This is a genomic window from Streptomyces albiflavescens, from assembly GCF_014645835.1.
GTDB classification, from domain to species: Bacteria; Actinomycetota; Actinomycetes; order Streptomycetales; family Streptomycetaceae; genus Streptomyces; species Streptomyces albiflavescens.
In genome coordinates this window covers 223,038-245,161 of sequence record NZ_BMMM01000016.1, presented here as the reverse complement: position 1 = coordinate 245,161, position 22,124 = coordinate 223,038, and the positions used below count along the sequence as shown (strand labels likewise).

Sequence of the window (22,124 nt, the reverse complement as noted above, 5' to 3'; positions counted from 1 at the left end):
CGGGGGTGGAGGCGCCGAGGTACCTGCTGCTTTCGTACGACTCCGAGGCCGAGTTCAACGGCGAGGACGGGTACGAGGAGACATGGGCCACGTGCGTGGACGCCGAGGGTCTCTTCGGGGATCCGCCCCCTCCCGCGCGCGGGACGTACGAACTGCTGGGATGCGTGCCGGAGGGCGAGTTGAGTACTGCCCTCGCACGCGCGCGTGCCGAGGGCTCGGCGCCGCTCGGCTCCCTCGCCCTGGAGACCCTCGACAAGAAGGGCGAGCGCGTCGAGGCGTGGCCGTGGCACTTGGAGGGCGTGCGCGTCCTTGGCGACCGCCCCTGCGCGCGTGACCTGTCGCTCCGCGACATCACCGTCGAGGCGTCCGAGTCGGAGGACAACGGGTCCGACTATCCGCAGTGCCCGCCGCTCTCGCCGGGCTACCGGCTGCTCAGCGCCGAGGAGGCCCCGTGGGGCACCTGCAAGGACTTGGCGCATGTGCGATACGAACAGCGACCCGAACCCGTGGAGACCCCGCTACGTCTGCTCGGCTGCCTGCCTCGCGGAGCCCTCCGGACGGCTCTGAACGTGGGCGAGGAGGACCTGGGGCACGCGAAGGTGCTGCGCCTCGACACACACGGCCGCACCGTCCAGGCGGCCGTGGAGGGCGAAATCACCGCGTGGATCCCGTCCGCGCGTGGCCCCGGCCTGATCGACCTGACCCTCGAACCCTGGTCGGAGCGCCCGCCGACAGCGGCCTCGGAGGTCTGGGACCTGTGGTGGGAGGGGCGTCCCTCCGCGCGCAATCTCTGGGCGCGCTGCTGCCCCGAGGGCCGTGACTTCTGGCTCAGCACGGCCCGGGAAAACCGGATACACGGCGAGCCGGGCAGGCCCCCGGGCATGACGTACCACCTCGACGGCCGCCACATCCTCGACGAGCGCGGCTTCTTCTGCGCGCTCGGCGAAGCGGTGAACGGTCCCGGCGGGTACTTCGGCTGGGGCCTCGACGCCCTCAACGACTGCCTGCGCGGCCGCTGGGGCGCCGAGCCACCGTTCACGCTCGTCTGGCACGACGCGCACGTCGCCCGCACCTGCCTGGGCGTCACCCCACACACCGGCTACCGCCCGCTGACCTTCGAAGAACTGCTCGCCTTCTTCGCCGAAAAGCGCGTCGACGTCCGTCTGGCTTGAGGGTTGTCCACAGCTCGCCCGATTGTCAGTGGCGCGCTGCATCATGAATCCATGACCGAAATCGAGCAGTTGCTGGCACGGGTCGCTTCAGGGGCCCACAACACTCGGCCGTGGGGCTGGCCTTCGCTCCCCGAGCCCGTGGACGCTGCCGCGCTCTCCCGCGCGGAGGCAGCTCTGGGCTTCGCCCTGCCGCCGCTGCTCGCCGCGCTCTACATGCGGATAGGGGACGGCGGATTCGGTCCGGAATACGGCCTGTTGCCCCTGCTCGACGGCCCTCCGTCCGGTGAGCCGGCGGTTGTTCCCCAGTACCTCGCCAACCGCGAGAGCGGCCGCAAGGACCCCGACTGGCCCTGGCCCGAGGGCGTCCTGCCGATATCCCACTGGGGCTGCGGAATGTACGCGTGCGTGGACTGCCACAGTCCCGAGGGGCCGGTCCTGCTGTTCGAGCCGAACGCCGACGAGGCCGACCACGCCTGGTACGTGGACGCACCCGACCTCGCGACCTGGCTGGAGGCCTGGCTCGACGGCACAGGTTGGTACGAGGAGTCCAACGACGGCTCGGACATGGCCCCTTGGCCCGGCTTCCGCATACGCACGGCGGCGGCACAGGTCTCCTAGCCCACCGTCCGGGCGCGAGGGCGGTGCGAGGGCGCAGGAGCGGGCGACAGCGTCGGGTACCGCCGGTGACAACCCCCTAGTGGTCGACGCAAACGGTGGGGCGCTGCGTCTCTGTCGGCGGCGCAAGGCTTGGCGCGCTCCGTCCCGGTCGGCGGCGCACCCCACCGCTTGTGCCCCGCCCGTCGGCGCCGTAACGGCCGCGCTCCCCGCCCGCCGCCGATGGTTACCGCGCAGCCACCCACCGCCGCACGCCGTACGCCGCAGCCCCCACCGCCAGTACAGCCGTGCCCACGACCACGGAAACCCCCGGCAGCGCGAACGCCAGCGTCACACACCCGACGAGCCCCACCACCGGCCCAACCCGTGCCGCCGGAGCCGAACCAAGCGTCCAGGCCGATGCGTTGGCCACCGCGTAGTACGCCAGCACACCGAAGGAGGAGAACCCGATGGCGCCCCGCACATCCACCGTCGCGGCCAGCGCCGCTACCACCACGCCCACGGCCAGTTCCGCCCGGTGCGGCACGTGGAAGCGCGGATGTACGGCGGCCAGGCCGCCCGGCAGATGACCGTCGCGGGCCATGGCCAGCGTCGTCCGCGAGACGCCCAGGATCAGGGCAAGGAGTGAGCCGAGCGCGGCCACGGCGGCACCCACCCGGACCACCGGCACGAGCCCGGGCGCACCGGCAGCTCGCACCGCGTCGGCCAGCGGCGCCGCGGCCTGCCCGAGCCCGCCCGACCCGAGCACGGAAAGGACAGCCACCGACACCGCCGCGTACACCACGAGCGCGATGCCCAGAGCCAGCGGGATCGCGCGCGGGATGGTGCGCGCCGGATCCCGTACCTCCTCACCGAGGGTCGCGATCCGCGCGTACCCGGCGAACGCGAAGAACAGCAGCCCGGCCGCCTGAAGCACCCCGCCCGCGCCGGCGGAGACTCCGATGTCCAGCCGTCCGGTGTCGGAGGCGTCCGAGCCCAGGCACACGACCACCACGGAAGCGAGGACCGCCAGGACCACCGCCACGATCGCCCGCGTCAGCCAGGCCGACTTCTGTACGCCGCCGTAGTTCACCGCGGTCAGGGCCACCACGGCCGCGACCGCCACCGCGTGCGCCTGCCCCGGCCAGACGTACGCACCCACAGTGAGCGCCATCGCCGCACAGGAGGCCGTCTTGCCGACGACGAAGGACCAGCCCGCCAGGTACCCCCAGAAGGCGCCGAGCCGCTCGCGCCCGTAGACGTATGTGCCGCCAGAAGCGGGATACAGGGCCGCCAGCCGGGCCGAGGACATCGCGTTGCAGTAGGCGACCACGGCGGCGATCGCGAGCCCGAGCAGCAGCCCGGATCCGGCCGCCCGCGCCGCGGGGCCGAGCGCCGCGAAGATCCCGGCACCGACCATCGAGCCGAGCCCGATGACCACGGCGTCCCCGACTCCCAGGGTGCGCCGCAACTCAGAACCGGACTGTGTCATGTGCCGCACCCTACTGATCGCTGCAACCGAACGGCGCCGACAGGGCGTCCTCCCCGGCAACGCGAGAAGAACACCAACACGACCAACGGGCTGCTCGAACCCGAAGGCATGGACACAGCCCGGCCGGAGCAGGAGCACAGCACACGCACGGCGCGGAGAGGCAGGTTCACGGCATGAGCATCATCAGCTGGATCATCCTGGGGCTGTTGGCCGGAGCCATCGCCAAGTTCCTGCTGCCGGGCCGTGACCCGGGCGGCTTCATCGGCACGACCCTCATCGGCATCACGGGGGCCTTCATCGGCGGCTGGATATCCGCGCGCTGGCTGGACCACCCGATCACCAAGCAGTTCTACGACGGTGCCACGTGGGCTGCCGCGATCGGCGGCTCGCTCGTCCTGCTCGTCCTCTACCGCATTCTGTTCGGCGACTCGCGCCGCTGAGCGCGCACCCCGAGGCCGCAGCCAGCAGGCGAGAAGGGTGGGCACCCCCGGGTGCCCACCCTTTCTCGTACGCGCAACGAACCGACGGCTACCGGTAGTTCACGAACTGCAGCGCGAAGTCGAAGTCCTTGCCCTTGAGCAGGGCCTGCACGGCCTGCAGGTCGTCACGGCTCTTCGAGCTGACGCGCAGCTCGTCGCCCTGCACCTGCGCCTTCACGCCCTTCGGGCCCTCGTCGCGAATGATCTTCGCCACCTTCTTCGCGTTCTCCTGGGAGATGCCTTCTTCGATCGACGCGAAGATCTTGTACTCCTTGCCGGAGAGCTGGGGCTCGCCGGCGTCCAGCGCCTTCAGCGAGATGCCGCGCTTGATCAGCTTGGTCTCGAACACATCGAGGATGGCCTTCACCCGCTCCTCGGAGTTCGCTTCCATCAGGATCTTCTCGCCGGACCAGGAGATGGAGGCGCCGACGTTCTTGAAGTCGTAGCGCTGCGAGATCTCCTTGGCGGCCTGGTTGAGGGCGTTGTCGACCTCCTGCCGCTCGACCTTCGAGACGATGTCGAAACTGGAGTCGGCCATGTCCTGTGGCTCCTTGTATCGGGGTGGGGATCGGGGTGCATGGAGATGCATGGGGGCGGCCGTCGAGCCCGTCAACGGTCCCGGGTCGCATCCGCATAAGCCTAGCCACCCGCTCCCCTCCAAGCGCCGATCAATGGGGTGGCGAAGCACCCCCGGGCATCAGGTATCGTTTACGTCGTTGCCAGCGAACGCCGCCGAAAAGCGGGTCTCAAGGCAGCAACCCCGGCGGTGTGCCCGAGCGGCCAAAGGGAGCAGACTGTAAATCTGCCGGCTCAGCCTTCCCAGGTTCGAATCCTGGCGCCGCCACACGGGAACGAAGGGCCCGTGACCTGCTGCAAAAGCAGGTCACGGGCCCTTCGTCATGCCTCTTGGTGATCAGCGCGCTGTCTCACACTGTCTCGCGTTCGAACGCCTCATCTCGAAAGCTCTTCATGGCGGGCGAGATCGGTGCGCCTGCCGGCAGTCCGAGTGCCAGTACCCGGGCAGATATTCGGCTGGTCGGCGGGCTGGATCTCCTGCCGCACGCAACAGCGGCAAGCGCCGCGTTGATCGGAGTTCGATCCCCGGTCCATGGCTGCGCACCGCGAAAGCGGATGTCCCACGGAACAGGCGGCCGCCGCACTAGGCGGTGCGGTTGCCGGCTGCTCCGGGGACATCGGCGTACATGCCCTGGGGACTCAACCCCTGACGTGCTCGCTCTCCAGCGTTGCGCCGGCGTCTCGCTGTCTCGGGATTCCCGCGAGCGCTCGCACCGCCATACCTGCCCGGTGTTCGTCGGCCGCCGCGCACAAAGCACGGGCCGCGTCGTTGAAGCGGACGACGGACGGTGGGTCGGAGGGACCCAGCAGGTGCAGCTTGAGCTCGGTGCGGGCCTCGGCGTAGGCGTCCTTCTCGGGGTGGCGCACGGACTCCAGCAGGGCCGGTATGCCGGAGGCGTCCGGAGTGAGGACGGCGCCTGCCCGGACAGTGGGGAAGGCGTCGCGGAAGTCCTGCTCGGGAAGGCCGCTGGTGTTCGCGACGGCGTAGGGCTTCTCGCTCGCCAGATAGTCGGAGATGACGCTGGAGACATCGCTGACCAGCACGTCGGCCGCGTTGAAGCAGGCGTAGACGTTCGGCCGCGCCCCGGTGACGATCTGGTGCTCCCACGCGGGGAACGAGGCCCAGAACGCGGCTCCCCAGGCGGCGGTCGCGGCGGCCACGGCCGCGGCCCGGCCGGGCTCCGGGGCCGACTGGAGCAGCATCCGCTCCGCGTCGTCCGCGCTCGTCCGGGACGAGGACGTGGTCAGTCGGTCGAGTTCGGCGGTCCGGCGGGTCAGTTCCGCCGCTGCGGAGGGCGCCGGTCGCTCATCGGCGTGTTCCGCGGCACGGACGGCGTTCGCGGCGCGGATCATCTCCTGGATCCGGGCGTTCGCGGCTCCCGCCTGGGGAACGACCGAACCGGTCAGCGGGTGCGGCTTGTACAGGAGCCGGACGCCCGGATCGGCCAGGAGGGTGCGGACGATGTTCTCGCCGGCCTCGATGATCGAGGTGTTGCCCGGGTTGCCGTCCCACCCCTCCCACGTGGGGGCGTAGAGAACCGTGGTGTACGGGCCCGCGGCCGCACCGGCATACGGCTCGATCACGTCCAACTGCGGGCGTCCGATCTCCACGACGTCCTTGTCGTCGATGCCCACGTTCGCCAGGGCGTACCGCTGGCGCGCCGCGGGACCGGCCACCCATACCTCGTCGTACGCCTTCGCATACGGATTGCAGCTCGACAGTTTGTCGCTCTCGCCGTGGTTGACGAACGCGTGCTTGATGGTGGGGATGCGCAGCACCTGCGAGGTCTTCCCCGAGTTCGACGGGTGGATCAGCGTCTTCAGCGTGGACTGCTCCAGCCTCATCAGGTCGGCGACCTTCGGCAGACACACGATCGGGATGTCGGTGGACGCGATCTGCCTCACCATGAAGCGCTCACGCAGCACGATCAGCGGACGGCCCTCCAGCCGGGCCAGCGGCTCCAGCCACATGTTCGCCTGATAGGCCGAGCTCGTGCCGCCGGAGAAATACATGCCCACCGTCGGTTGGTACTCCGCGAGCCATGCTTCGAACCACTCCAGCGCCTGCTCGTTCGTCACCGGCCTGCGTCCCGGCAGCAGCCGCGGCAGCAGCCTGCCGATGGCCACCAGCGCGAAGGCAATGGAGAGGGCGATTCCCGCGGCGGCCCACCGGGCCGAGCCGCCCGTCGCGTCGGTCAGCAGGCCGGCCGTCGAGGGCAGGCTGAACATGAGGAGCCGCTGCCCGGAGCGCTGCATCAGCAGCGCCGGGGGAGCCGGGCTGAGCCGCAGCTGCGAGGCGTCGATGTTCCGGGTCACCACCGGCAGGGTGCGGGTGCGGCGTACCAGCATCGCCACTGCCTGGCATGCGAAATGCAGGGCGTAGAAGATCAGCAGACCGCAGACGAGAGACAGGTACTTCTTCTCGTAGTCCTGATCCTCGATGACGATCAGGCCGACCATCATCAGAAGGTCCCGGACGATCTGGCGCACGAACACGGTCGCGTGCAGTTTCCCGAGGGCAGCGGCCATGTTCCGCTGCCACCGGTGCAGCGCGAAGTCCGCTGCCAGACCGACAGCAGTGGAGCCCACGAGCAGGGGGACGCTGGGGAGGAGGGCGCCTACTGCCTGAACGGCGAACGACAAGGCGAGCACCGTGGGTAGGAGGAGGCGTGCTGCTGCGGTGCGCAACCGAGCGGGCAAGGGTGATGCTGACACTTCGCGGGCTCCAGGCGACTCAACATCCTTGAGCACGGACTTGCTGACTGGCGCGATCAGAGGGCCGCGGGCCGGAAGCCGATGCGTACGGATGTTCTCTCTTCAGGAAGGTGGTCGGACTTTACCTGTCGGCTGGCCGGAATTTACTTGTTGGGCGGCGTGAATTTACTCGCTCTGTCACATCCTCGGCTCCGGGGGTGTGCCGGAATGGAGGGACGGGCGGTTCCCAGCCGCTTCGAGGCCGACCGCACCAGCCGCAGCGAGCTTGCGGCCGCCGTCCCGATGCCGCGCGCCCGTGCGGAGGTACGGGACGAAGCCCGGCGTCACTTGAACCGCACGCCGATACGATTCGCTCCCACGGGGCACACTGATCCCATGTCATCGCGTCGTAGGAGCTGCCCCGAGTGTCGTCGGGAGACTGCCGTCGTCGCGGGGCGGTTCGCTCGGCATGATCCGCCGGGTACGCGGGGGAGCGGGGAGCTGGTCTCCTGTCCCGGATCGCGCAGGCAGGCGCAGCTCGGTGCAGCTCAGCCGGCACTGGACGGGTACGCCGTTCCGGAGTTTCCCGGGCAGCTTCCGCTGTTCTGACCGGCCGGGCCCGCCCCACCTGACGGAAGCCCCGTCCCGCCTGACGGAAGCCCCGCGCCTCTGACGGAAGCCCCGCGACCGCGGCCCCGGCCCAAGCGCCTGCCTTTCGGATCACGCCCGCGCCGGGGTTCGAGAGACGTGGGGCGTGAGGCGTGAGGCGTCAGGCGCCATAGGCCGAGACCGGCGTGACCGCAGGACAGTCCCTAGTTCCCCGCCACCGACTTGACCGCCACGGAGATCGGTGTCGAGCCGCTGATCAGTTCCAGCGTCAGGCCCGCCGTCGCCGGGGTGTCCACGAGCTCCGCGAGAGCCGCGGCGACGTCGTCGCGCGGGATCGTGCCGCGTCCGGTCGAGGCCTCCAGACGTACGAGGCCCGTGCCGGCGTCGTCGATGAGGCCGCCGGGGCGCAGGATCGTCCAGTCCAGGCCCGTACGACCGCGTACGTACTCGTCGGCCTCGCCCTTGGCGCGCAGATACACGTCGAAGACGTCGTCGCCCTGGTGCGCCGGGTCCGCGCCCATGGAGGAGACGACCACGTGACGGCGCACGCCCGCGCGCTCAGCCGCCTGCGCGAACAGGATCGCGGCGCCCTTGTCCACCGTTTCCTTGCGGCCCGCCCCGCTGCCCGGGCCCGCGCCGGCCGCGAAGACGGCCGCGTCCGCGCCCTGCAGATGCGCGGCGACCTCCTCCACCGAGGCCGACTCCAGATCGCACAGGACCGGCTCGGCGCCGGCCGCCCGCAGATCGTTGCCCTGTTCGGCGCGGCGGATGATTCCCGCGACCTCGTCACCGCGCGCGGAGAGCAGCCGCTCCAGCCGCAGCGCGATCTGACCATGACCTCCAGCGATGACAATGCGCATGTTTCCGACCGTACGCCCGGATGGACGCCTCCGCCGCACAACCCTGTGGACAACTCACGTGTCACATGGTTGATCACTCTGAACGAGAGACACCGCAAGATCGAAAGAACGACGGGATGTCGTGCGGCACCGCGCGGCGTCGTAGAGGAGAACACCATCAACGCCATACGCAAGACCGTCACCGCGGCCGGTTGCGCCGCCGTCGTCCTCGCCACGGCGGCCGCCTGCGGCACGGTCCAGAACCTCACCGCGGGGCAGAAGGTGGATCACGCCGTCGACCGGCTCGGTGAACAGAAGTCACTCGCCTTCCAGTTGGACCTCGACGCCGACTCCGACGCGCTCACCGCGCTGGCCGGCGACGCAGGCTCCGACGAGGCCCTCCCGCCGGAGTTCGCGAAGTTCCTCAGCGGGATGCGCGTCGACGTCGCCGTCAAGTCCAAGAAGGCGCTGGCGGATTCGGGTGAGAAGGACCTCATCGGTACGAGTATGAAGATCAGGGGGACCGAAGGCGTCCTGGTCGAGTACCGGGTCGTCGGCGACTTCACGTACTACCGCGCCGACATGGAGGCCCTCGGCAAGACGATGGGTGTCCCCATGCCGTCCGCCGACGACCTCCCGAAGAGCGAGAAGGAGTTCAGGAAGATCCTGGAGGGGGACTGGGTGAAGATGAACACCCAGGATCTCGCCAAGTCGCGGGAGTCCTCGGGGTCCTCGAAGTCCTCCAAGGGGGCGGACACCGCCGACGACATCGACGCCAAGACCCAGCGGAAGATCGTGGCAGCCGTACGCGGTGTCATCGCGCACGACGTCACCTTCCGGGCCGAGGGCGGCAGTGGCGACACCGAACGGGTCGTCGCCAAGGCCAACTTCCGGGAACTGATCAGGGGACTCTTCGACAAGCTCCGGCCGCTTGAGGGTGACCTTCCGGCGGGTGCGGACCTCCCCTCGGACAAGGACCTCAAGGACGCCCCCAACAAGAAGGTCGCGGTCGACTTCACGCTGAAGAACGGCGACCTCACCCAGGTCAAGGTCGACCTCTCCGTCTTCGCCGACGACCCGAAGACCCCCAAGCTGCCGCTGATCCTGAAGTTCTCCGAGGCAGGCGACATCAGCGCGCCGTCGGGGGCCACGGAGATTCCCGCCGACAAGATGCCCGGCGGCGGCCCGCTCGCCGGTGGCCTGTTGGGCGGCGGCGAGCTCTGAGCTTCAAGAGCGCCGGCACCCTCCAGCGGTCGTCGTAGTCGCCGTTCACGCGCGCGTGGACGCACGAAAGCCTTCACGTGCGCGTGGACAGGCGAAAGCCCCACGTGCGCGTGGACAGGCGAAAACCTCCACGCGCGCGTGGACAGACGAAAGCCCCACGCGCGCGTGGACATACAAAGCACGCACGCGCGCGTGGCGGCCAAGGAAACGCCGGCGTGCGGGGCGGCCTTACGACGGCTCCCCCCGCCCCTGCCGAGGCAGGTCCAACCCCGCCACGGCCGCCGAGTTGCAGTACTCCCGCACCGCGCTGGTCCGCGCCACCACGTGCCCCCGATGCACCACGATCCGGCTGTACGCCAACGACAGCGCCCCTGCGAGCCGGTTCCCGCGTACGGCGAGCAACTCGGCCGGAAATCCCGCCTCCACGCGTACCTCGGGCAGCCCGAGAGCGGCCCGGGCGGCACAACTCACCGCGTCGTAGGCGTCGTCGGGCCGCATCCCGTAGCGCGAGGCCAGCAGGTACGCGGCCTCCAGCGGATCCCCGCGCCCCACCGGGTTCGCGATGTCACGCAGGGCGCCACTGCCCGCCGCGACCCGTACTCCGGCCGCCCGCAACAGCCGTACGGGAGCGATCCCGCGCCGTTCCACGGCACCGCAGCCGCCCTGCGGCAGGCACACCACGGTCACGCCCGCCGCGGCGAGCCGGTCGGCCGCCCGGGCGGCCGCCTCCGCGGGCAGCCGGCCGAGCGCGCCGCACGGTCCGAGGGTCACGCCGGGCCGCAGTCCACCGACCATCGCCGCGAGCCGGGCGAGCCGGGCGGGGTCGTCGCCGTCCGTGTGCAGGTCGACCGGGCAGCCGTGCTCGGAGGCGAGTTCCAGGATCGCCTCCACGTATCCCGTCGGATCGGGGTCCGCGTCCGGGCAGCCGCCCAGTACGGACGCGCCCATCTTCACGGCGTCCCGCAGCATCGCGAGCCCGTCGGCCCCGGCCACCCCCGTCAGCACCCGGGGCATCGCCACCGTCGTCAGCTCGGCGAGCCCGCGCAGCGACCGGCGCGCCTGGAGCACCGCCGTCAGCGCGTCCAGCCCCTGCACGTCGCCGACGCGTACGTGCGAACGCAGCGCGGTGGCGCCGTGACCGAGTTGCAGTAGTGCGGCCTCGGTGGCCCGGCGCTGGACGTCCTGGACGTCGTACACGAGGGGGCCGTCGTCGGCGGTCAGGGCCGTGTCGCCGTGTGCATGCGGCTCGGCCGGGGCCGGCAGGAGGAGGTAGCCGTCGAGGTCCACCTTGGCTGCGGCGACGCCGGAGGTGCCCGTCGCCAGGCTCCCTGCGGTGCCGACCGCCTCGATGCGCCCGCCGCCCAGCCGCACGTCCACGGTCCGGCCGTCGGTGAGCCGTGCCCCGCACAGCAGGAGGGCGGCCGTGTCGGTCTGCCCCGACGAGGAGTGGGGCGGCTGCGGCTGACTGTCGGGCATCGCGCTCCTGGGGCTCGGGGGCGGCTGCGGGAGGGGCGACTGCGGAGAGTGGGGGCACAAGATCACGCAGCGTGAGTCGAGCCTAGGGTGGCGATCCGTCCGCGTCGGGGAGGAGCGCAATAGTCGTATCGGTGTGGTCCGTAGCCCTATCGGCGCGGTCCGCAGCCGTATCGGCGCGGTCCGGTGACGCCCACCCGTATCGCCCGGTGGCTCCCGCCCGTATGGCCCAGCGGCCTGTACGCGTGTGATTCGTCGGGTGATGAGACGTCCCGCGGAGAGACCCCCGGCGGAGAGGCCCCCGACGTGGAGGGGATCCCAGCCGCGAATCGATGGTGATCGGTGGTGATCGGTGGCGCCCGGTGGTGCCCGGTGGTGCGCGAGGGACTCGGGACCGCCTACGGGAACGCCCGGGCAAACGGTGGGGAACAGGCCGGGGCGGGTGCCGCGAAACGGATTTGGGCGATCGGCGGCCTACCGTGTAATGTCTTCATCGCTCGCCCCAATAGCTCAGTCGGCAGAGCGTCTCCATGGTAAGGAGAAGGTCTACGGTTCGATTCCGTATTGGGGCTCTGGTGTGAGAGGTTCCCGTCGCAAGACGGGGCCCGATCGCATCACAGCGGTGTAGCTCAGTCGGTAGAGCAAGCGGCTCATAATCGCTGTGTCACCGGTTCAAGTCCGGTCACCGCTACTGACAGTAGCCGATTGTGGGGTCGGTCCTTCGATCGGCTACTCTTCTATGCGTTAATCGTCCCATCCGTTCGTCAAGGAGCACTCCTGTGGCTGCCACCGACGTCCGCCCGAAGATCACGCTGGCCTGCGTGGAGTGCAAGGAGCGGAACTACATCACCAAGAAGAACCGGCGTAACAACCCGGACCGACTGGAGATGAAGAAGCACTGCCCGCGTTGCAACGCGCACACCGCGCACCGCGAAACGCGATAAATCAGGCTCGTACACGAGGCCGTCCCCTTCGCGGGGGGCGGCCTCGCGTCGTTATAGAGCGAAGACAGTCCGTCCGGCTAAGACGGACAGGACAGTCCAGCGACGACAACCAGGAGGTGCCGAGTCCATGGCGCTCGACCAGTCCTTCGTGGGGCGGTCCTACCCGCCCACCGACCCCTATGAGGTCGGCCGGGAGAAGATCCGCGAGTTCGCGGAGGCCGTCGGGGACAGTAACCCTGCGTACACGGACCCGGAGGCCGCCAAGGCGCTCGGCCACCCCGATGTGATCGCGCCGCCGACCTTCGTGTTCGCCATCACCTTCAAGGCCGCGGGCCAGGTCGTCCAGGACCCGCAACTGGGCCTGGACTACAGCCGCGTGGTGCACGGCGACCAGAAGTTCGCCTACACCCGCCCGGTGCGGGCGGGCGACCGGCTCACGGTCACCTCGACCATCGAGTCGATCAAGTCCCTGGCGGGCAACGACATTCTGGACATCCGTGGCGAGGTCCACGACGAGGCGGGCGAGCATATCGTGACGGCCGTCACCAAGCTCGTGGCGCGCGCGGCGGAGGAGGGCTGACATGGCAGCGAAGATCTCTTATGCGGACGTCGAGGTCGGCACCGAGCTGCCGGCCCAGACGTTTTCCGTGACCCGCGCCACGCTCGTGCAGTACGCCGGCGCCTCCGGGGACTTCAACCCGATCCACTGGAACGAGAAGTTCGCGGTCGAGGTCGGTCTGCCCGACGTCATCGCGCACGGCATGTTCACCATGGCCGAGGCGATCCGCGTCGTCACCGACTGGGTCGGCGACCCGGGCGCGGTCGTCGAGTACGGCGTCCGCTTCACCAAGCCCGTCGTCGTCCCGAATGACGACAAGGGCGCGACCATCGACGTCAGCGCCAAGGTCGGAGCCAAGCTCGACGACAACACCGTCCGCGTCGACCTCACCGCGACCAGCGCCGGCCAGAAGGTCCTGGGCATGTCGCGGGCGGTCGTGCGGCTGGCCTGAGTGTGTTGTGCTGCGTTGTGCTGCGTTGTGCTGCGTTGTGCTGCCTGGCGCGTAGCACGCGAAGTTGTGCGCAGTGCGTGAAGTGACTTGGTGCGCAACGCTGGAAGCGAAGTAGTGCGCAGTGCGGGAAGTGAAGTAGTGCGCAGTACGTGAAGTAAGGGGCGTTCTCCATTGTGGGGCGCCCCTTACGGGTGTGGGGCGCCCCTTACGGGTGTGATGCCCCCTACCGGCACCAACGATCTTCGTGGGCGGGCCGTTCCGCCTCTCTCCGAACCCCCTTGACGTAGTTAGTGATTGAGTACTAACTTACTCGCATGGTCAGGATGAGCGCAGAAGAGCGGCGTGAGAGCGTCATTCGCGCGGCGATGAGCGAGTTCGCCCGGGGTGGCTACCACGGCACGTCGACCGAGGCGATCGCCAGGCGTGTGGGCGTCTCTCAGCCATACCTCTTCCGGCTCTTCCCGGGCAAGAAGGCGATCTTCCTCGCGGCGACCGAGCGTTGCATGGAGCTCTTCCGCCGCACCTTCGAGGAGGCTTCGCAAGGGCTGGAGGGTGAAGAGGCCCTGCACGCCATGGGCAACGCGTACGTCAAGGTCATCGAGCAGGAGCCGGAGCTGCTGCTCATGCAGATGCAGACGTACGTGGCGGTCGCGGCGGCCGAGGAGGCCGGCGACCGCGAGTTCGGCGAGGCGGTGCGGGCCGGCTGGATGCGGCTCTGGGACGCGGTGCACGTGCCGCTCGGGGCGGACGTGGGGGAAACCGCGAACTTCATGGCGTACGGAATGCTCATCAATTGCCTGGTGGCCATGGCCTTTCCGCCCGAGCACCGGGTCTGGGAGGGGCTCTATCCGTCGGCGCGGATCACGGGCTCGCTGGAGAAGTAGGGGCAGGGAAGGTGAAGATCGGCGCCTTTTTATGACCTCGAAAGTTAGTCAGCAATAACTAACCATCGATAACGATCACTCCTGGGGGAGCGATGTCACAACAGACAGCACGTCGCGGAGGAGCCGCCTGGGCCCTCGTCATCACCAGCGTCGCCGGATTCATGGCGGCCCTCGACAATCTGGTCGTCACCACCGCACTGCCTTCCATCCGCAAGGACCTCGGGGGAGCGCTGGGCGACCTGGAATGGACCGTGAGCGCGTACACGCTCACCTTCGCGGTGCTGCTGATGTTCGGCGCGGCCCTCGGCGACCGATTCGGCCGTCGGCGGCTCTTCCTCGGCGGACTCGCCGTCTTCACCGGCGCGTCCGCCGCCGCGGCCATGGCGCCCGGCATCGACTCCCTGATCGCGGCGCGCGCGGTCCAGGGCGTCGGCGCGGCGATCATGATGCCGCTGACGCTGACCCTGCTGACGGCCGCGGTCCCGGCCGCCAAGCGCGGGCTGGCGTACGGGATTTGGGGCGCCGTGAACGGACTCGCCGTCGCCTCCGGGCCCCTCATCGGGGGAAGCCTCACCGAACATGTGTCCTGGCAGTGGATCTTCTGGCTGAACGTCCCATTGGGGCTGGCCGTGCTGCCGCTCGCCCGGCTGCGACTCGCCGAGTCCTACGGCACCGGCGCGCCTCTGGATGTCCCCGGCACCCTGCTCGCCAGCGGCGGTCTCTTCGGCATCGTCTACGCGCTGATCCGTGGCAACATCGACGGCTGGACCAGTGCCCCCGTGCTCACCGGCCTGATCGCGGGCGGGGCGCTCCTCGCCGGCTTCGTCCATCACGGCATCCACCACAAGAACCCGATGCTGCCGATGCGCCTCTTCCGCAGCCGCGCCTTCTCCGCGATCAACGCCGCCAGCCTGCTGATGTTCGTCGGTATGTTCGGCTCGATCTTCCTGCTCAGCCAGTTCCTGCAGGGCGTCGTCGGCTACTCGCCCACCGAGGCAGGCCTGCGGATGCTCCCCTGGACCGGCATGCCGATGATCGTCGCCCCCCTCGCCGGATATCTCTCGGACCGGATCGGCGGCCGCCCGGTCATCACGGTCGGCCTCGCGCTGCAGGCCGTCGGGCTTGGCTGGTTCGCCCTGATCGTCGCCCCCGACGTGTCGTACGCCGCCCAGCTCCCCGCCCTGATCATCAGCGGGATCGGCATGGCCCTGTACTTCGCCCCGGCCGCGAACCTCGTGATGTCCAGCGTCCGCCCGTCCGAGCAGGGCATCGCCTCCGGTGCCAACAACGCGCTCCGCGAGGTCGGCGGCGCCCTCGGCGTCGCGATCATGGCCTCGGTCTTCTCGGCCCAGGGCGGTTACGAGTCCGCGCAGCGTTTCGTGGACGGGCTCTCGCCCGCCCTGTGGGTGGGCGCGGCGGTGGTCGGCGCGGGAGCGGTGGCCGCGTCGCTGCTGCCCCGGCGGCGCCCGGTGACCGGGGCTCCTGTGGCGTCCTCGGCCGACGCCCCGGTTCTGGAGACCGCGCTGAGCTGAGTCCTCCCTGGACGGCGTCCGCCGACGGACTGCCCCTCGACCGGGCACAGGCGGCGCGGCGGTCCGATGGGACCGCGCCCGAGAAGGAACGGCCTCGCCCCGACGGGCGAGCCCGAGAAGGAGCGGCCTCGCCCCGACGGGCGGGGCCGCTCTCGTGCCTCGCCCGCAGGGGTGGCGGGCGCGATCCCGTAGCCCGTGCCCATCGGTGGCCCGGCACGATCTCCCGTACCGAGTGGCCACCGGTGGCCGGGTGCCCCCGGGCCTTCTCGTACTCTTGAGCCCGTGCAGGAACTCCACGACGCTCCGCTCGCCCCGCTCACCACCTTCCGGCTCGGGGGCCCGGCGACCCGGCTGATCACCGCCACGACCGACGCCGAGGTGATCGCCGCCGTGCGCGAGGCCGACGACGCCGGTACGCCGCTGCTGCTGATCGGCGGCGGCTCGAACCTCGTCATCGGCGACCAGGGATTCGCCGGGACCGCACTGCGCATCGCGACGAGCGGCTTCGCCCTCGACGGTACGAGGCTGGAGCTGGCGGCGGGCGAGGTGTGGACCGACGCGGTCGCCCGCACCGTCGAGGCCGGGCTCGCCGGTATCGAGTGCCTCGCCGGGATCCCCGGCTCCGCGGGCGCGACCCCGATCCAGAACGTGGGCGCGTACGGGCAGGAAGTGTCGTCGACCATCACCGAAGTGATCGCGTACGACCGGACGACACGTGAGACGGTCACGCTGACGAACGCCGAGTGCGCCTTCTCGTACCGCCACAGCCGCTTCAAGGCCGACCCCGAGCGACATGTCGTGCTCCGCGTCCGCTTCGGGCTGGAGGACGCGGAGGGCCTGTCGGCGCCGATCAAGTACGCGGAGACGGCTCGCGCGCTGGGCGTGGAGCCCGGCGACCGGGTGCCGTTGGACGCGGCCCGCGAGACCGTTCTCAAGCTGCGTTCCGGCAAGGGCATGGTGCTCGACCCCGAGGACCACGACACGTGGTCCGCCGGGTCGTTCTTCACCAATCCGATCCTCACGGACGAGGAGCTCGCCGCGTTCCACGCGCGCGTGCGGGATCGGCTCGGCGCCGACGCCGTGCCGCCCGCGTATCCGGCGGGCGACGGCCACACCAAGACCTCCGCGGCCTGGCTGATCGACAAGTCGGGCTTCACCAAGGGCTACGGCAGCGGGCCCGCCCGGATCTCCACCAAGCACACGCTGGCCCTCACCAACCGGGGCGAGGCCACCACCGAGGACCTCCTCGCCCTGGCCCGTGAGGTGGTCGCCGGCGTCCGTGGCGCCTTCGGGATCACGCTGGTCAACGAGCCGGTGACGGTGGGCGTCAGCCTCTGACGGGGCTCCACGGAGGGACGCGCGCTTTTCGGCATCGGCGCCGGACATCGATGCCGGACATCGACGCCAGGCATCGACGCCAGGCATCGGCGCCTAATAGGCGACGCCCACGCCCTGCTTCACTGTCCCCGGGTCGTCGATCATCGCCAGCATCGCGTGGGCCACATCGGCGCGCGCGACGAACCGGCCCTTGAGCGGGAAACCCCCGACGACTGTGCGGTACGAGCCGGTCACCGGCTTGTTCTGCAGCCGCGGCGGACGTACGACCGTCCAGTCCGTCGTGCTTCGGGCGAGCTCGTCCTCCATCTCTTTGAGATCGGCGTAGACGTCCTTCAGGAGTCCCGAGATCAGGCCGCGCATGGCGCGGTCGACGAGTGCGGCGCCCTCCGGGTCGGGGCCGACCGGGCCCGCGCTCACCACCAGCAGCCGTCGTACCGCCTCCGCCTCCATGGCGCCCAGCACCGTGCGGGTCAGCCGGGCCGCGACCCCGGCGTCCTTGCGGCTGCGGGCGCCGAGCCCGGAGAGAACCGCGTCCCGGCCCGCGACCGCCGCACGCAGTGGCTCCAGGTCCTTCAGGTCCGCGCGGAACACCTCCAGACCAACACCCGTGACGGTCAGTCGCGCGGGATCCCGTACGACGGCCGTGACCTGGTGGCCCGAGTCCAGCGCCTGCCTGACGATCTCCTGGCCGATGCCTCCGGTGGCGCCGAAAACGGTGAGTTTCATTGTGTGCTCCCCTTCAAGTGGGTCCATCGGGTGGGTGAGTATTCACTCACCGGTGCATACCCCTAGGGTGAGTAAGTACTCACCCACCCGTCAAGCTTGATTGGACCGGCCATGGAATCCTTGGCTCCCATGCAGCAGAAACCGGCCCGGATCCGCATCCTCGACGCGGCGCACGAGCTCATGCTCACCGTCGGCCTCGCCCGTGCCACCACCAAGGAGATCGCCAAGGCGGCGGGCTGCTCGGAGGCGGCGCTCTACAAGTACTTCGCGAGCAAGGAAGAGCTGTTCATCCGCGTCCTGGAGGAGCGGCTGCCCACACTGGGCCCCCTGCTGGACAGACTCATGTCCGAGCCGGAGAAGTACACCGTCGAGGAGAACCTCACGGAGATCGCCCGCCAGGCGGCCCTCTTCTACGAGCAGAGCTTTCCGATCGCCGCCTCCTTGTACGCGGAGACGCAGCTCAAGCGCCGCCACGACGACGCCATGCGCGAGATGGGTGCGGGCGCCCACATGCCGATCAAGGGTGTGGCCGCGTATCTGCGCGTGGAACAGCGAGCGGGGCGCGTCCATCCCTATGCCGACACTTTCGCGGCCGCGTCACTGCTCATGGGTGCCTGCGCACAGCGCGCCTTCGCGTACGACGCGACCGCGGAGGGCACGCCGCCGCCCGTGGACAGCTTCGCCCCCGCAGTCGCCCGCACACTCCTGCGCGGTATTTCGCTTGCCGGTGACCCGGCCTGACGATCACCCTGGGGTCATGAGGCATCCCAAGTGCGGCTGAGACTCCGCCAGTTCAGGCCCCGTACCGGCCCGCACGAGCACCGTGTCGTGCAGCCCCGGACACCGCTGCGCCACACCTCGCTCCGTGACCCCGAGGTCTCGCTCGGCATGCTGATGGGCGACCACGACGGGCTGAACCGGCTCGCCGGCCTGTTCTCCTTCGCCGCCTACTCCAGGCACACGATCGTGCATGTGCCCCTACGGGAGGGACCCCCGCCCTACGTGGGCTGCCCCGACCTCGTCGACCTCGTCCTGGTCCATCACTCGGCGGGCCTGCGCCCCAGCACATGGCCGGAACTGCGCCGCAGGCTGACACACGGCACCCCGCTCACCGTCCGCACGGACGAGGCCCGCACCGCGCGCGACGCCGAGGCCTGGCAGCGGCGGCGCCACCGCACGGACATGCGGGACCTGCTGCGGCACAGCAGCCACGCGCGGACGTTCTTCCTGATCGGCAGCCGTGACGTCTTCGCCTCGGCGGCCACGGCCTTCTCGTACGCGGCGGGCTGGGGACCGCGCCAAAAGGGTGTGGTCAAGGGGAAGGCGGCCTTCATGACCTCGATCTCCGGCGAGCTGCAGGAGGACGCGGGCACCTGCCGCAGCCCCGAGGTCGTGATCGGTTTCCAGCCGTATCCGCCGTACGCCCACTTCAAGCGGCCGGGCCGCTGAGCCAGTCGTCGACCCCGGCCAGCAGCTTCGCGCGGACGTCCTCCGGGGCGGCCGAGCCGCGGATGGACTGCCGGGCCAGCTCGGCGAGTTCGGCGTCCGTGAAGCCGTGGTGGCGGCGGGCGATCTCGTACTGCGCGGCCAGGCGGGAGCCGAAGAGCAGCGGGTCGTCGGCGCCGAGGGCCATCGGGACGCCGGCCTCGAAGAGCGTGCGCAGGGGGACGTCCTCCGGCTTCTCGTAGACGCCCAGGGCGACGTTCGAGGCCGGACAGACCTCACAGGTCACCCCGCGGTCCGCGAGACGCTTGAGCAGCCGGGGGTCCTCGGCGGCGCGCACCCCGTGACCGATCCGCGCGGCGTCCAGATCGTCCAGACAGTCGCGGACGGAGGCCGGCCCGGTCAGCTCGCCGCCGTGCGGCGCGGACAGCAGCCCGCCCTCCCGCGCGATCGCGAAGGCCCGGTCGAAGTCCCGTGCCATGCCTCGCCGCTCGTCGTTCGAGAGCCCGAAGCCGACGATGCCCCGGTCCGCGTACCGCACCGCCAGGCGGGCCAGCGTACGGGCGTCCAGCGGGTGCTTCATGCGGTTCGCGGCCACCAGGACGCGCATCCCGAGTCCGGTCTCCCGCGAGGTCGTGTCCACCGCGTCCAGGATGATCTCCAGAGCCGGGATCAGACCGCCCAGACGAGGCGCGTACGACGTCGGGTCGACCTGGATCTCCAGCCACCCCGAGCCGTCCTTGAGGTCCTCCTCGGCGGCCTCGCGCACCAGTCGCCGAATGTCCTCGGGGTCTCTGAGGCACGACCGCGCCGCGTCGTACAGCCGCTGGAAGCGGAACCAGCCCCGCTCGTCCGTCGCCCGTAGCTTGGGCGGCTCCCCGCTGGTCAGCGCGTCGGGCAGATGGATCCCGTGCTTGTCGGCCAGTTCCAGCAGGGTGGTGTGCCGCATCGAACCGGTGAAGTGCAGGTGCAGATGGGCCTTCGGCAGTTCAAAGAGATCACGTGCGCGCTCCATTCCAGGATCCTGCCGTACGTTCCCGCTGTCCCGGTAGCGCTTTCCCCGTTAGTGGTCTTGCTCGCACGAAGATGCGGGCCGTCTCCCCGAGGGGAAACGGCCCGCACACACGCGTGGAGCGCGAAAACGTCAGTCGCGGGCTTCCGCCAGCAGCTTCTGGATCCGGCTGACACCCTCGACGAGGTCCTCGTCACCGAGGGCGTACGACAGACGCAGATAGCCCGGCGTGCCGAAGGCCTCGCCCGGGACGACCGCGACCTCGGCCTCCTCCAGGATGAGCGCGGCCAGCTCGACCGTGTCCTGGGGGCGCTTGCCGCGGATCTCCTTGCCGATGAGGGCCTTCACCGAGGGATACGCGTAGAAGGCGCCCTCGGGCTCCGGGCAGAGCACGCCGTCGATCTCGTTCAGCATGCGCACGATGGTCTTGCGGCGGCGGTCGAAGGCCTCGCGCATCTCGGCGACGGCCGTCAGATCGCCCGAGACGGCAGCGAGCGCGGCGACCTGGGCGACGTTCGACACGTTCGAGGTGGCGTGCGACTGCAGGTTGGTCGCGGCCTTGACGACGTCCTTCGGGCCGATGACCCAGCCCACCCGCCAGCCGGTCATGGCGTAGGTCTTGGCCACGCCGTTGACGACGATGCACTTGTCGCGCAGCTCGGGCACCACCACGGGCAGGGAGTGGAACTCCGCGTCCCCATAGACGAGGTGCTCGTAGATCTCGTCGGTCAGGACCCACAGGTCCTTCTCGGCGGCCCAGCGGCCGATCTCCTCGATCTGCTCGCGGGTGTAGACCGCGCCCGTCGGGTTGGACGGGGAGACGAACAGCAGCACCTTGGTGTTCTCGGTGCGGGCCGCCTCCAGCTGCTCGACCGAGACGCGGTAGCCGGTGGTCTCGTCCGCGACGACGTCCACGGGGACACCGCCGGCGAGACGGATCGACTCCGGGTACGTCGTCCAGTACGGCGCCGGGACGATGACCTCGTCGCCCGGGTCGAGGATCGCGGCGAAGGCCTCGTAGATGGCCTGCTTGCCGCCGTTGGTGACCAGGACCTGGGCGGCCTCCACCTCATAGCCGGAGTCCCGCAGGGTCTTCGCGGCGATCGCGGCCTTCAGCTCGGGCAGGCCGCCGGCCGGGGTGTAGCGGTGGTACTTCGGGTTCTTGCACGCCTCGATGGCGGCCTCGACGATGTAGTCCGGGGTCGGGAAGTCGGGCTCACCCGCGCCGAAGCCGATCACCGGACGCCCGGCGGCCTTGAGGGCCTTGGCCTTGGCGTCCACGGCGAGGGTGGCGGACTCGGAGATCGCGCCGACTCGGGCGGAGACCCGGCGCTCGGTGGGAGGGATTGCAGCGCTCATGGGACCCATCGTTTCAGACTGGAAACGTGCCAGGCACGCGGGTTTCACAGACTGAACATCGGCAGAACATCCGTCCGAATGTGGGCGGCTCACCAGTCGATCTTCGGCGGACAAGGTCCGTACGGACACTTTCTGTTCGACGACCGGCTCAGGACCACGTACACTCTCACCTCGTTGGCCTTCACCGGCCGCACTCACCCGGTGCACACCGAGCACTTGGGCGGATGCGGTACGTTGGGGGAAATCAAAGGGTCGTAGCTCAATTGGTAGAGCACTGGTCTCCAAAACCAGCGGTTGGGGGTTCAAGTCCCTCCGGCCCTGCTACACACACCTATCGCCAGGATGTGTGCGCATGTACGTACTGCAATGCACCGCCGTGCGGCTCAACCGGGCGCGGCACGGCCACGACCCGGAATCAGGTGAGGACGAGTGACGGACGCCGTGGGCTCCATCGACATGCCTGATGCCGAGGCGCCCGAGTCCAAGAAGAAGGCCCGCAAGGGCGGTAAGCGTGCCAAGAAGGGCCCGCTGAAGCGCCTTGCCACTTTCTATCGCCAGATCGTCGCGGAGCTCCGCAAGGTCGTCTGGCCGACTCGCAACCAGCTGACGACGTACACCACAGTGGTAATTGTCTTCGTCGTCATCATGATCGCCCTGGTGACCGTGATTGACTATGGGCTCAACCACGCCGCCAAGTACGTCTTCGGCTGAGCCGAGAGCGAAG

Annotated in this window: 22 protein-coding genes and 4 tRNA genes; 18 read left to right on the top strand and 8 right to left on the bottom strand. The window is 69.8% G+C overall.

The window, feature by feature from the left end; translation table 11 throughout:
* Positions 1–5: 5 nt before the first annotated feature.
* Together IEY95_RS36020 and IEY95_RS36015 are read left to right on the top strand one after the other, a co-directional pair.
* A complete protein-coding gene (locus IEY95_RS36020) occupies positions 6–1,172 on the top strand; it encodes a barstar family protein (RefSeq protein WP_189190379.1) in 1,167 nt (388 codons plus the stop codon).
* Between the two features lie 51 nt (positions 1,173–1,223).
* Entirely contained in the window at positions 1,224–1,790 is a 567-nt protein-coding gene (locus tag IEY95_RS36015; protein WP_189190378.1) for an SMI1/KNR4 family protein, read from the top strand.
* A gap of 223 nt (positions 1,791–2,013) precedes the next feature.
* Here the strand turns inward: IEY95_RS36015 and IEY95_RS36010 are convergent, their stop codons facing one another.
* Positions 2,014–3,258 (bottom strand): APC family permease, encoded by a 1,245-nt coding sequence (locus IEY95_RS36010; RefSeq protein ID WP_189190377.1) that lies wholly within the window; start codon positions 3,256–3,258, stop codon positions 2,014–2,016.
* A 173-nt stretch (positions 3,259–3,431) separates the two neighbouring features.
* Here IEY95_RS36010 and IEY95_RS36005 point away from each other — a divergent pair, with 173 nt between their 5' ends.
* Positions 3,432–3,698 carry a GlsB/YeaQ/YmgE family stress response membrane protein gene (locus IEY95_RS36005; protein ID WP_189190376.1) on the top strand — a complete coding sequence of 89 codons (267 nt, stop codon included), beginning with the start codon at positions 3,432–3,434 and terminating at the stop codon, positions 3,696–3,698.
* An 88-nt stretch (positions 3,699–3,786) separates the two neighbouring features.
* Here IEY95_RS36005 and IEY95_RS36000 read toward each other — a convergent pair whose 3' ends face one another.
* On the bottom strand, positions 3,787–4,275 hold the full coding sequence (locus IEY95_RS36000; protein WP_028805132.1) for a YajQ family cyclic di-GMP-binding protein: 489 nt from the start codon (positions 4,273–4,275) through the stop codon (positions 3,787–3,789).
* A gap of 224 nt (positions 4,276–4,499) precedes the next feature.
* On the opposite strand from IEY95_RS36000, the gene IEY95_RS35995 reads away from it, so the two are divergent.
* Positions 4,500–4,581: transfer RNA gene (locus IEY95_RS35995), tRNA-Tyr, on the top strand.
* A gap of 371 nt (positions 4,582–4,952) precedes the next feature.
* Here IEY95_RS35995 and IEY95_RS35990 read toward each other — a convergent pair.
* Positions 4,953–6,965, bottom strand: coding sequence for a CDP-glycerol glycerophosphotransferase family protein (locus IEY95_RS35990; protein WP_229703588.1), 2,013 nt, complete (start codon positions 6,963–6,965; stop codon positions 4,953–4,955).
* A 438-nt stretch (positions 6,966–7,403) separates the two neighbouring features.
* Between IEY95_RS35990 and IEY95_RS49560 the strand changes: the two genes are divergently transcribed.
* Positions 7,404–7,616 carry a hypothetical protein gene (locus tag IEY95_RS49560; RefSeq protein ID WP_229703587.1) on the top strand — a complete coding sequence of 71 codons (213 nt, stop codon included), beginning with the start codon at positions 7,404–7,406 and terminating at the stop codon, positions 7,614–7,616.
* Positions 7,617–7,819: 203 nt separating this feature from the next.
* Here the strand turns inward: IEY95_RS49560 and IEY95_RS35985 are convergent, their stop codons facing one another.
* On the bottom strand, positions 7,820–8,476 hold the full coding sequence (locus tag IEY95_RS35985) for an SDR family oxidoreductase (RefSeq protein WP_189190375.1): 657 nt from the start codon (positions 8,474–8,476) through the stop codon (positions 7,820–7,822).
* Between the two features lie 69 nt (positions 8,477–8,545).
* Between IEY95_RS35985 and IEY95_RS35980 the strand changes: the two genes are divergently transcribed.
* Positions 8,546–9,679 carry a hypothetical protein gene (locus tag IEY95_RS35980; RefSeq protein ID WP_229703586.1) on the top strand — a complete coding sequence of 378 codons (1,134 nt, stop codon included), beginning with the start codon at positions 8,546–8,548 and terminating at the stop codon, positions 9,677–9,679.
* Positions 9,680–9,907: 228 nt separating this feature from the next.
* On the opposite strand, the gene IEY95_RS35975 is transcribed toward IEY95_RS35980, so the two are convergent.
* Complete coding sequence (locus IEY95_RS35975; protein ID WP_189190374.1) at positions 9,908–11,155, bottom strand: amidohydrolase family protein; 1,248 nt, start codon at positions 11,153–11,155, stop codon at positions 9,908–9,910.
* A 496-nt stretch (positions 11,156–11,651) separates the two neighbouring features.
* Between IEY95_RS35975 and IEY95_RS35970 the strand changes: the two genes are divergently transcribed.
* The 8 genes from IEY95_RS35970 (at position 11,652) to IEY95_RS35935 (ending at position 16,860) form a co-directional block, all read left to right on the top strand.
* A tRNA-Thr gene (locus IEY95_RS35970) sits at positions 11,652–11,724 on the top strand.
* 46 nt (positions 11,725–11,770) lie between these two features.
* Positions 11,771–11,843: transfer RNA gene (locus IEY95_RS35965), tRNA-Met, on the top strand.
* An 88-nt stretch (positions 11,844–11,931) separates the two neighbouring features.
* Positions 11,932–12,096 carry a 50S ribosomal protein L33 gene (gene rpmG, locus IEY95_RS35960; RefSeq protein WP_003948671.1) on the top strand — a complete coding sequence of 55 codons (165 nt, stop codon included), beginning with the start codon at positions 11,932–11,934 and terminating at the stop codon, positions 12,094–12,096.
* Between the two features lie 127 nt (positions 12,097–12,223).
* On the top strand, positions 12,224–12,676 hold the full coding sequence (locus IEY95_RS35955) for a MaoC family dehydratase N-terminal domain-containing protein (RefSeq protein ID WP_189190373.1): 453 nt from the start codon (positions 12,224–12,226) through the stop codon (positions 12,674–12,676).
* Between the two features lies 1 nt (position 12,677).
* Positions 12,678–13,106: a MaoC family dehydratase gene (locus IEY95_RS35950; protein WP_189190372.1), complete on the top strand. Its 429-nt coding sequence runs from the start codon at positions 12,678–12,680 to the stop codon at positions 13,104–13,106.
* 314 nt (positions 13,107–13,420) lie between these two features.
* A complete protein-coding gene (locus tag IEY95_RS35945) occupies positions 13,421–13,990 on the top strand; it encodes a TetR/AcrR family transcriptional regulator (RefSeq protein ID WP_189190371.1) in 570 nt (189 codons plus the stop codon).
* 92 nt (positions 13,991–14,082) lie between these two features.
* Entirely contained in the window at positions 14,083–15,522 is a 1,440-nt protein-coding gene (locus tag IEY95_RS35940) for a DHA2 family efflux MFS transporter permease subunit (RefSeq protein ID WP_189190370.1), read from the top strand.
* Positions 15,523–15,804: 282 nt separating this feature from the next.
* Positions 15,805–16,860, top strand: coding sequence for a UDP-N-acetylmuramate dehydrogenase (locus tag IEY95_RS35935; protein WP_189190369.1), 1,056 nt, complete (start codon positions 15,805–15,807; stop codon positions 16,858–16,860).
* 93 nt (positions 16,861–16,953) lie between these two features.
* Here IEY95_RS35935 and IEY95_RS35930 read toward each other — a convergent pair whose 3' ends face one another.
* Positions 16,954–17,586 carry an NAD(P)-dependent oxidoreductase gene (locus IEY95_RS35930; RefSeq protein WP_189190368.1) on the bottom strand — a complete coding sequence of 211 codons (633 nt, stop codon included), beginning with the start codon at positions 17,584–17,586 and terminating at the stop codon, positions 16,954–16,956.
* A gap of 129 nt (positions 17,587–17,715) precedes the next feature.
* Here IEY95_RS35930 and IEY95_RS35925 point away from each other — a divergent pair, with 129 nt between their 5' ends.
* Both IEY95_RS35925 and IEY95_RS35920 read left to right on the top strand, forming a co-directional pair.
* Positions 17,716–18,327, top strand: a complete 612-nt coding sequence (locus IEY95_RS35925) for a TetR/AcrR family transcriptional regulator (RefSeq protein ID WP_189190367.1) — start codon at positions 17,716–17,718, stop codon at positions 18,325–18,327.
* 30 nt (positions 18,328–18,357) lie between these two features.
* Positions 18,358–19,035 (top strand): hypothetical protein, encoded by a 678-nt coding sequence (locus IEY95_RS35920; RefSeq protein WP_189190366.1) that lies wholly within the window; start codon positions 18,358–18,360, stop codon positions 19,033–19,035.
* On the opposite strand, the gene IEY95_RS35915 is transcribed toward IEY95_RS35920, so the two are convergent.
* Entirely contained in the window at positions 19,016–20,044 is a 1,029-nt protein-coding gene (locus tag IEY95_RS35915) for an adenosine deaminase (RefSeq protein ID WP_189190365.1), read from the bottom strand. The two genes, IEY95_RS35920 and IEY95_RS35915, sit on opposite strands and share 20 nt — an antisense overlap.
* Before the next feature lie 129 nt (positions 20,045–20,173).
* Positions 20,174–21,400, bottom strand: a complete 1,227-nt coding sequence (locus tag IEY95_RS35910) for a pyridoxal phosphate-dependent aminotransferase (protein ID WP_189190364.1) — start codon at positions 21,398–21,400, stop codon at positions 20,174–20,176.
* A 248-nt stretch (positions 21,401–21,648) separates the two neighbouring features.
* On the opposite strand from IEY95_RS35910, the gene IEY95_RS35905 reads away from it, so the two are divergent.
* Together IEY95_RS35905 and secE are read left to right on the top strand one after the other, a co-directional pair.
* Positions 21,649–21,721: transfer RNA gene (locus IEY95_RS35905), tRNA-Trp, on the top strand.
* Between the two features lie 108 nt (positions 21,722–21,829).
* Positions 21,830–22,111: a preprotein translocase subunit SecE gene (gene secE / locus IEY95_RS35900; protein WP_189190363.1), complete on the top strand. Its 282-nt coding sequence runs from the start codon at positions 21,830–21,832 to the stop codon at positions 22,109–22,111.
* Positions 22,112–22,124 lie beyond the last annotated feature (13 nt).

Coding starts and splice junctions, on each gene's coding strand:
- IEY95_RS35930 (WP_189190368.1), bottom strand. CDS start 17,586: ATGAAACTCACCGTTTTCGGCGCCACCGGAGGCATCGGCCAGGAGATC.
- IEY95_RS35955 (WP_189190373.1), top strand. CDS start 12,224: ATGGCGCTCGACCAGTCCTTCGTGGGGCGGTCCTACCCGCCCACCGAC.
- IEY95_RS35915 (WP_189190365.1), bottom strand. CDS start 20,044: ATGGAGCGCGCACGTGATCTCTTTGAACTGCCGAAGGCCCATCTGCAC.
- IEY95_RS35950 (WP_189190372.1), top strand. CDS start 12,678: ATGGCAGCGAAGATCTCTTATGCGGACGTCGAGGTCGGCACCGAGCTG.
- IEY95_RS35945 (WP_189190371.1), top strand. CDS start 13,421: ATGGTCAGGATGAGCGCAGAAGAGCGGCGTGAGAGCGTCATTCGCGCG.
- IEY95_RS36015 (WP_189190378.1), top strand. CDS start 1,224: ATGACCGAAATCGAGCAGTTGCTGGCACGGGTCGCTTCAGGGGCCCAC.
- IEY95_RS35985 (WP_189190375.1), bottom strand. CDS start 8,476: ATGCGCATTGTCATCGCTGGAGGTCATGGTCAGATCGCGCTGCGGCTG.
- IEY95_RS35910 (WP_189190364.1), bottom strand. CDS start 21,400: ATGAGCGCTGCAATCCCTCCCACCGAGCGCCGGGTCTCCGCCCGAGTC.
- IEY95_RS36010 (WP_189190377.1), bottom strand. CDS start 3,258: ATGACACAGTCCGGTTCTGAGTTGCGGCGCACCCTGGGAGTCGGGGAC.
- IEY95_RS49560 (WP_229703587.1), top strand. CDS start 7,404: ATGTCATCGCGTCGTAGGAGCTGCCCCGAGTGTCGTCGGGAGACTGCC.
- IEY95_RS36005 (WP_189190376.1), top strand. CDS start 3,432: ATGAGCATCATCAGCTGGATCATCCTGGGGCTGTTGGCCGGAGCCATC.
- IEY95_RS35925 (WP_189190367.1), top strand. CDS start 17,716: ATGCAGCAGAAACCGGCCCGGATCCGCATCCTCGACGCGGCGCACGAG.
- IEY95_RS35975 (WP_189190374.1), bottom strand. CDS start 11,155: ATGCCCGACAGTCAGCCGCAGCCGCCCCACTCCTCGTCGGGGCAGACC.
- IEY95_RS36000 (WP_028805132.1), bottom strand. CDS start 4,275: ATGGCCGACTCCAGTTTCGACATCGTCTCGAAGGTCGAGCGGCAGGAG.
- IEY95_RS35940 (WP_189190370.1), top strand. CDS start 14,083: ATGTCACAACAGACAGCACGTCGCGGAGGAGCCGCCTGGGCCCTCGTC.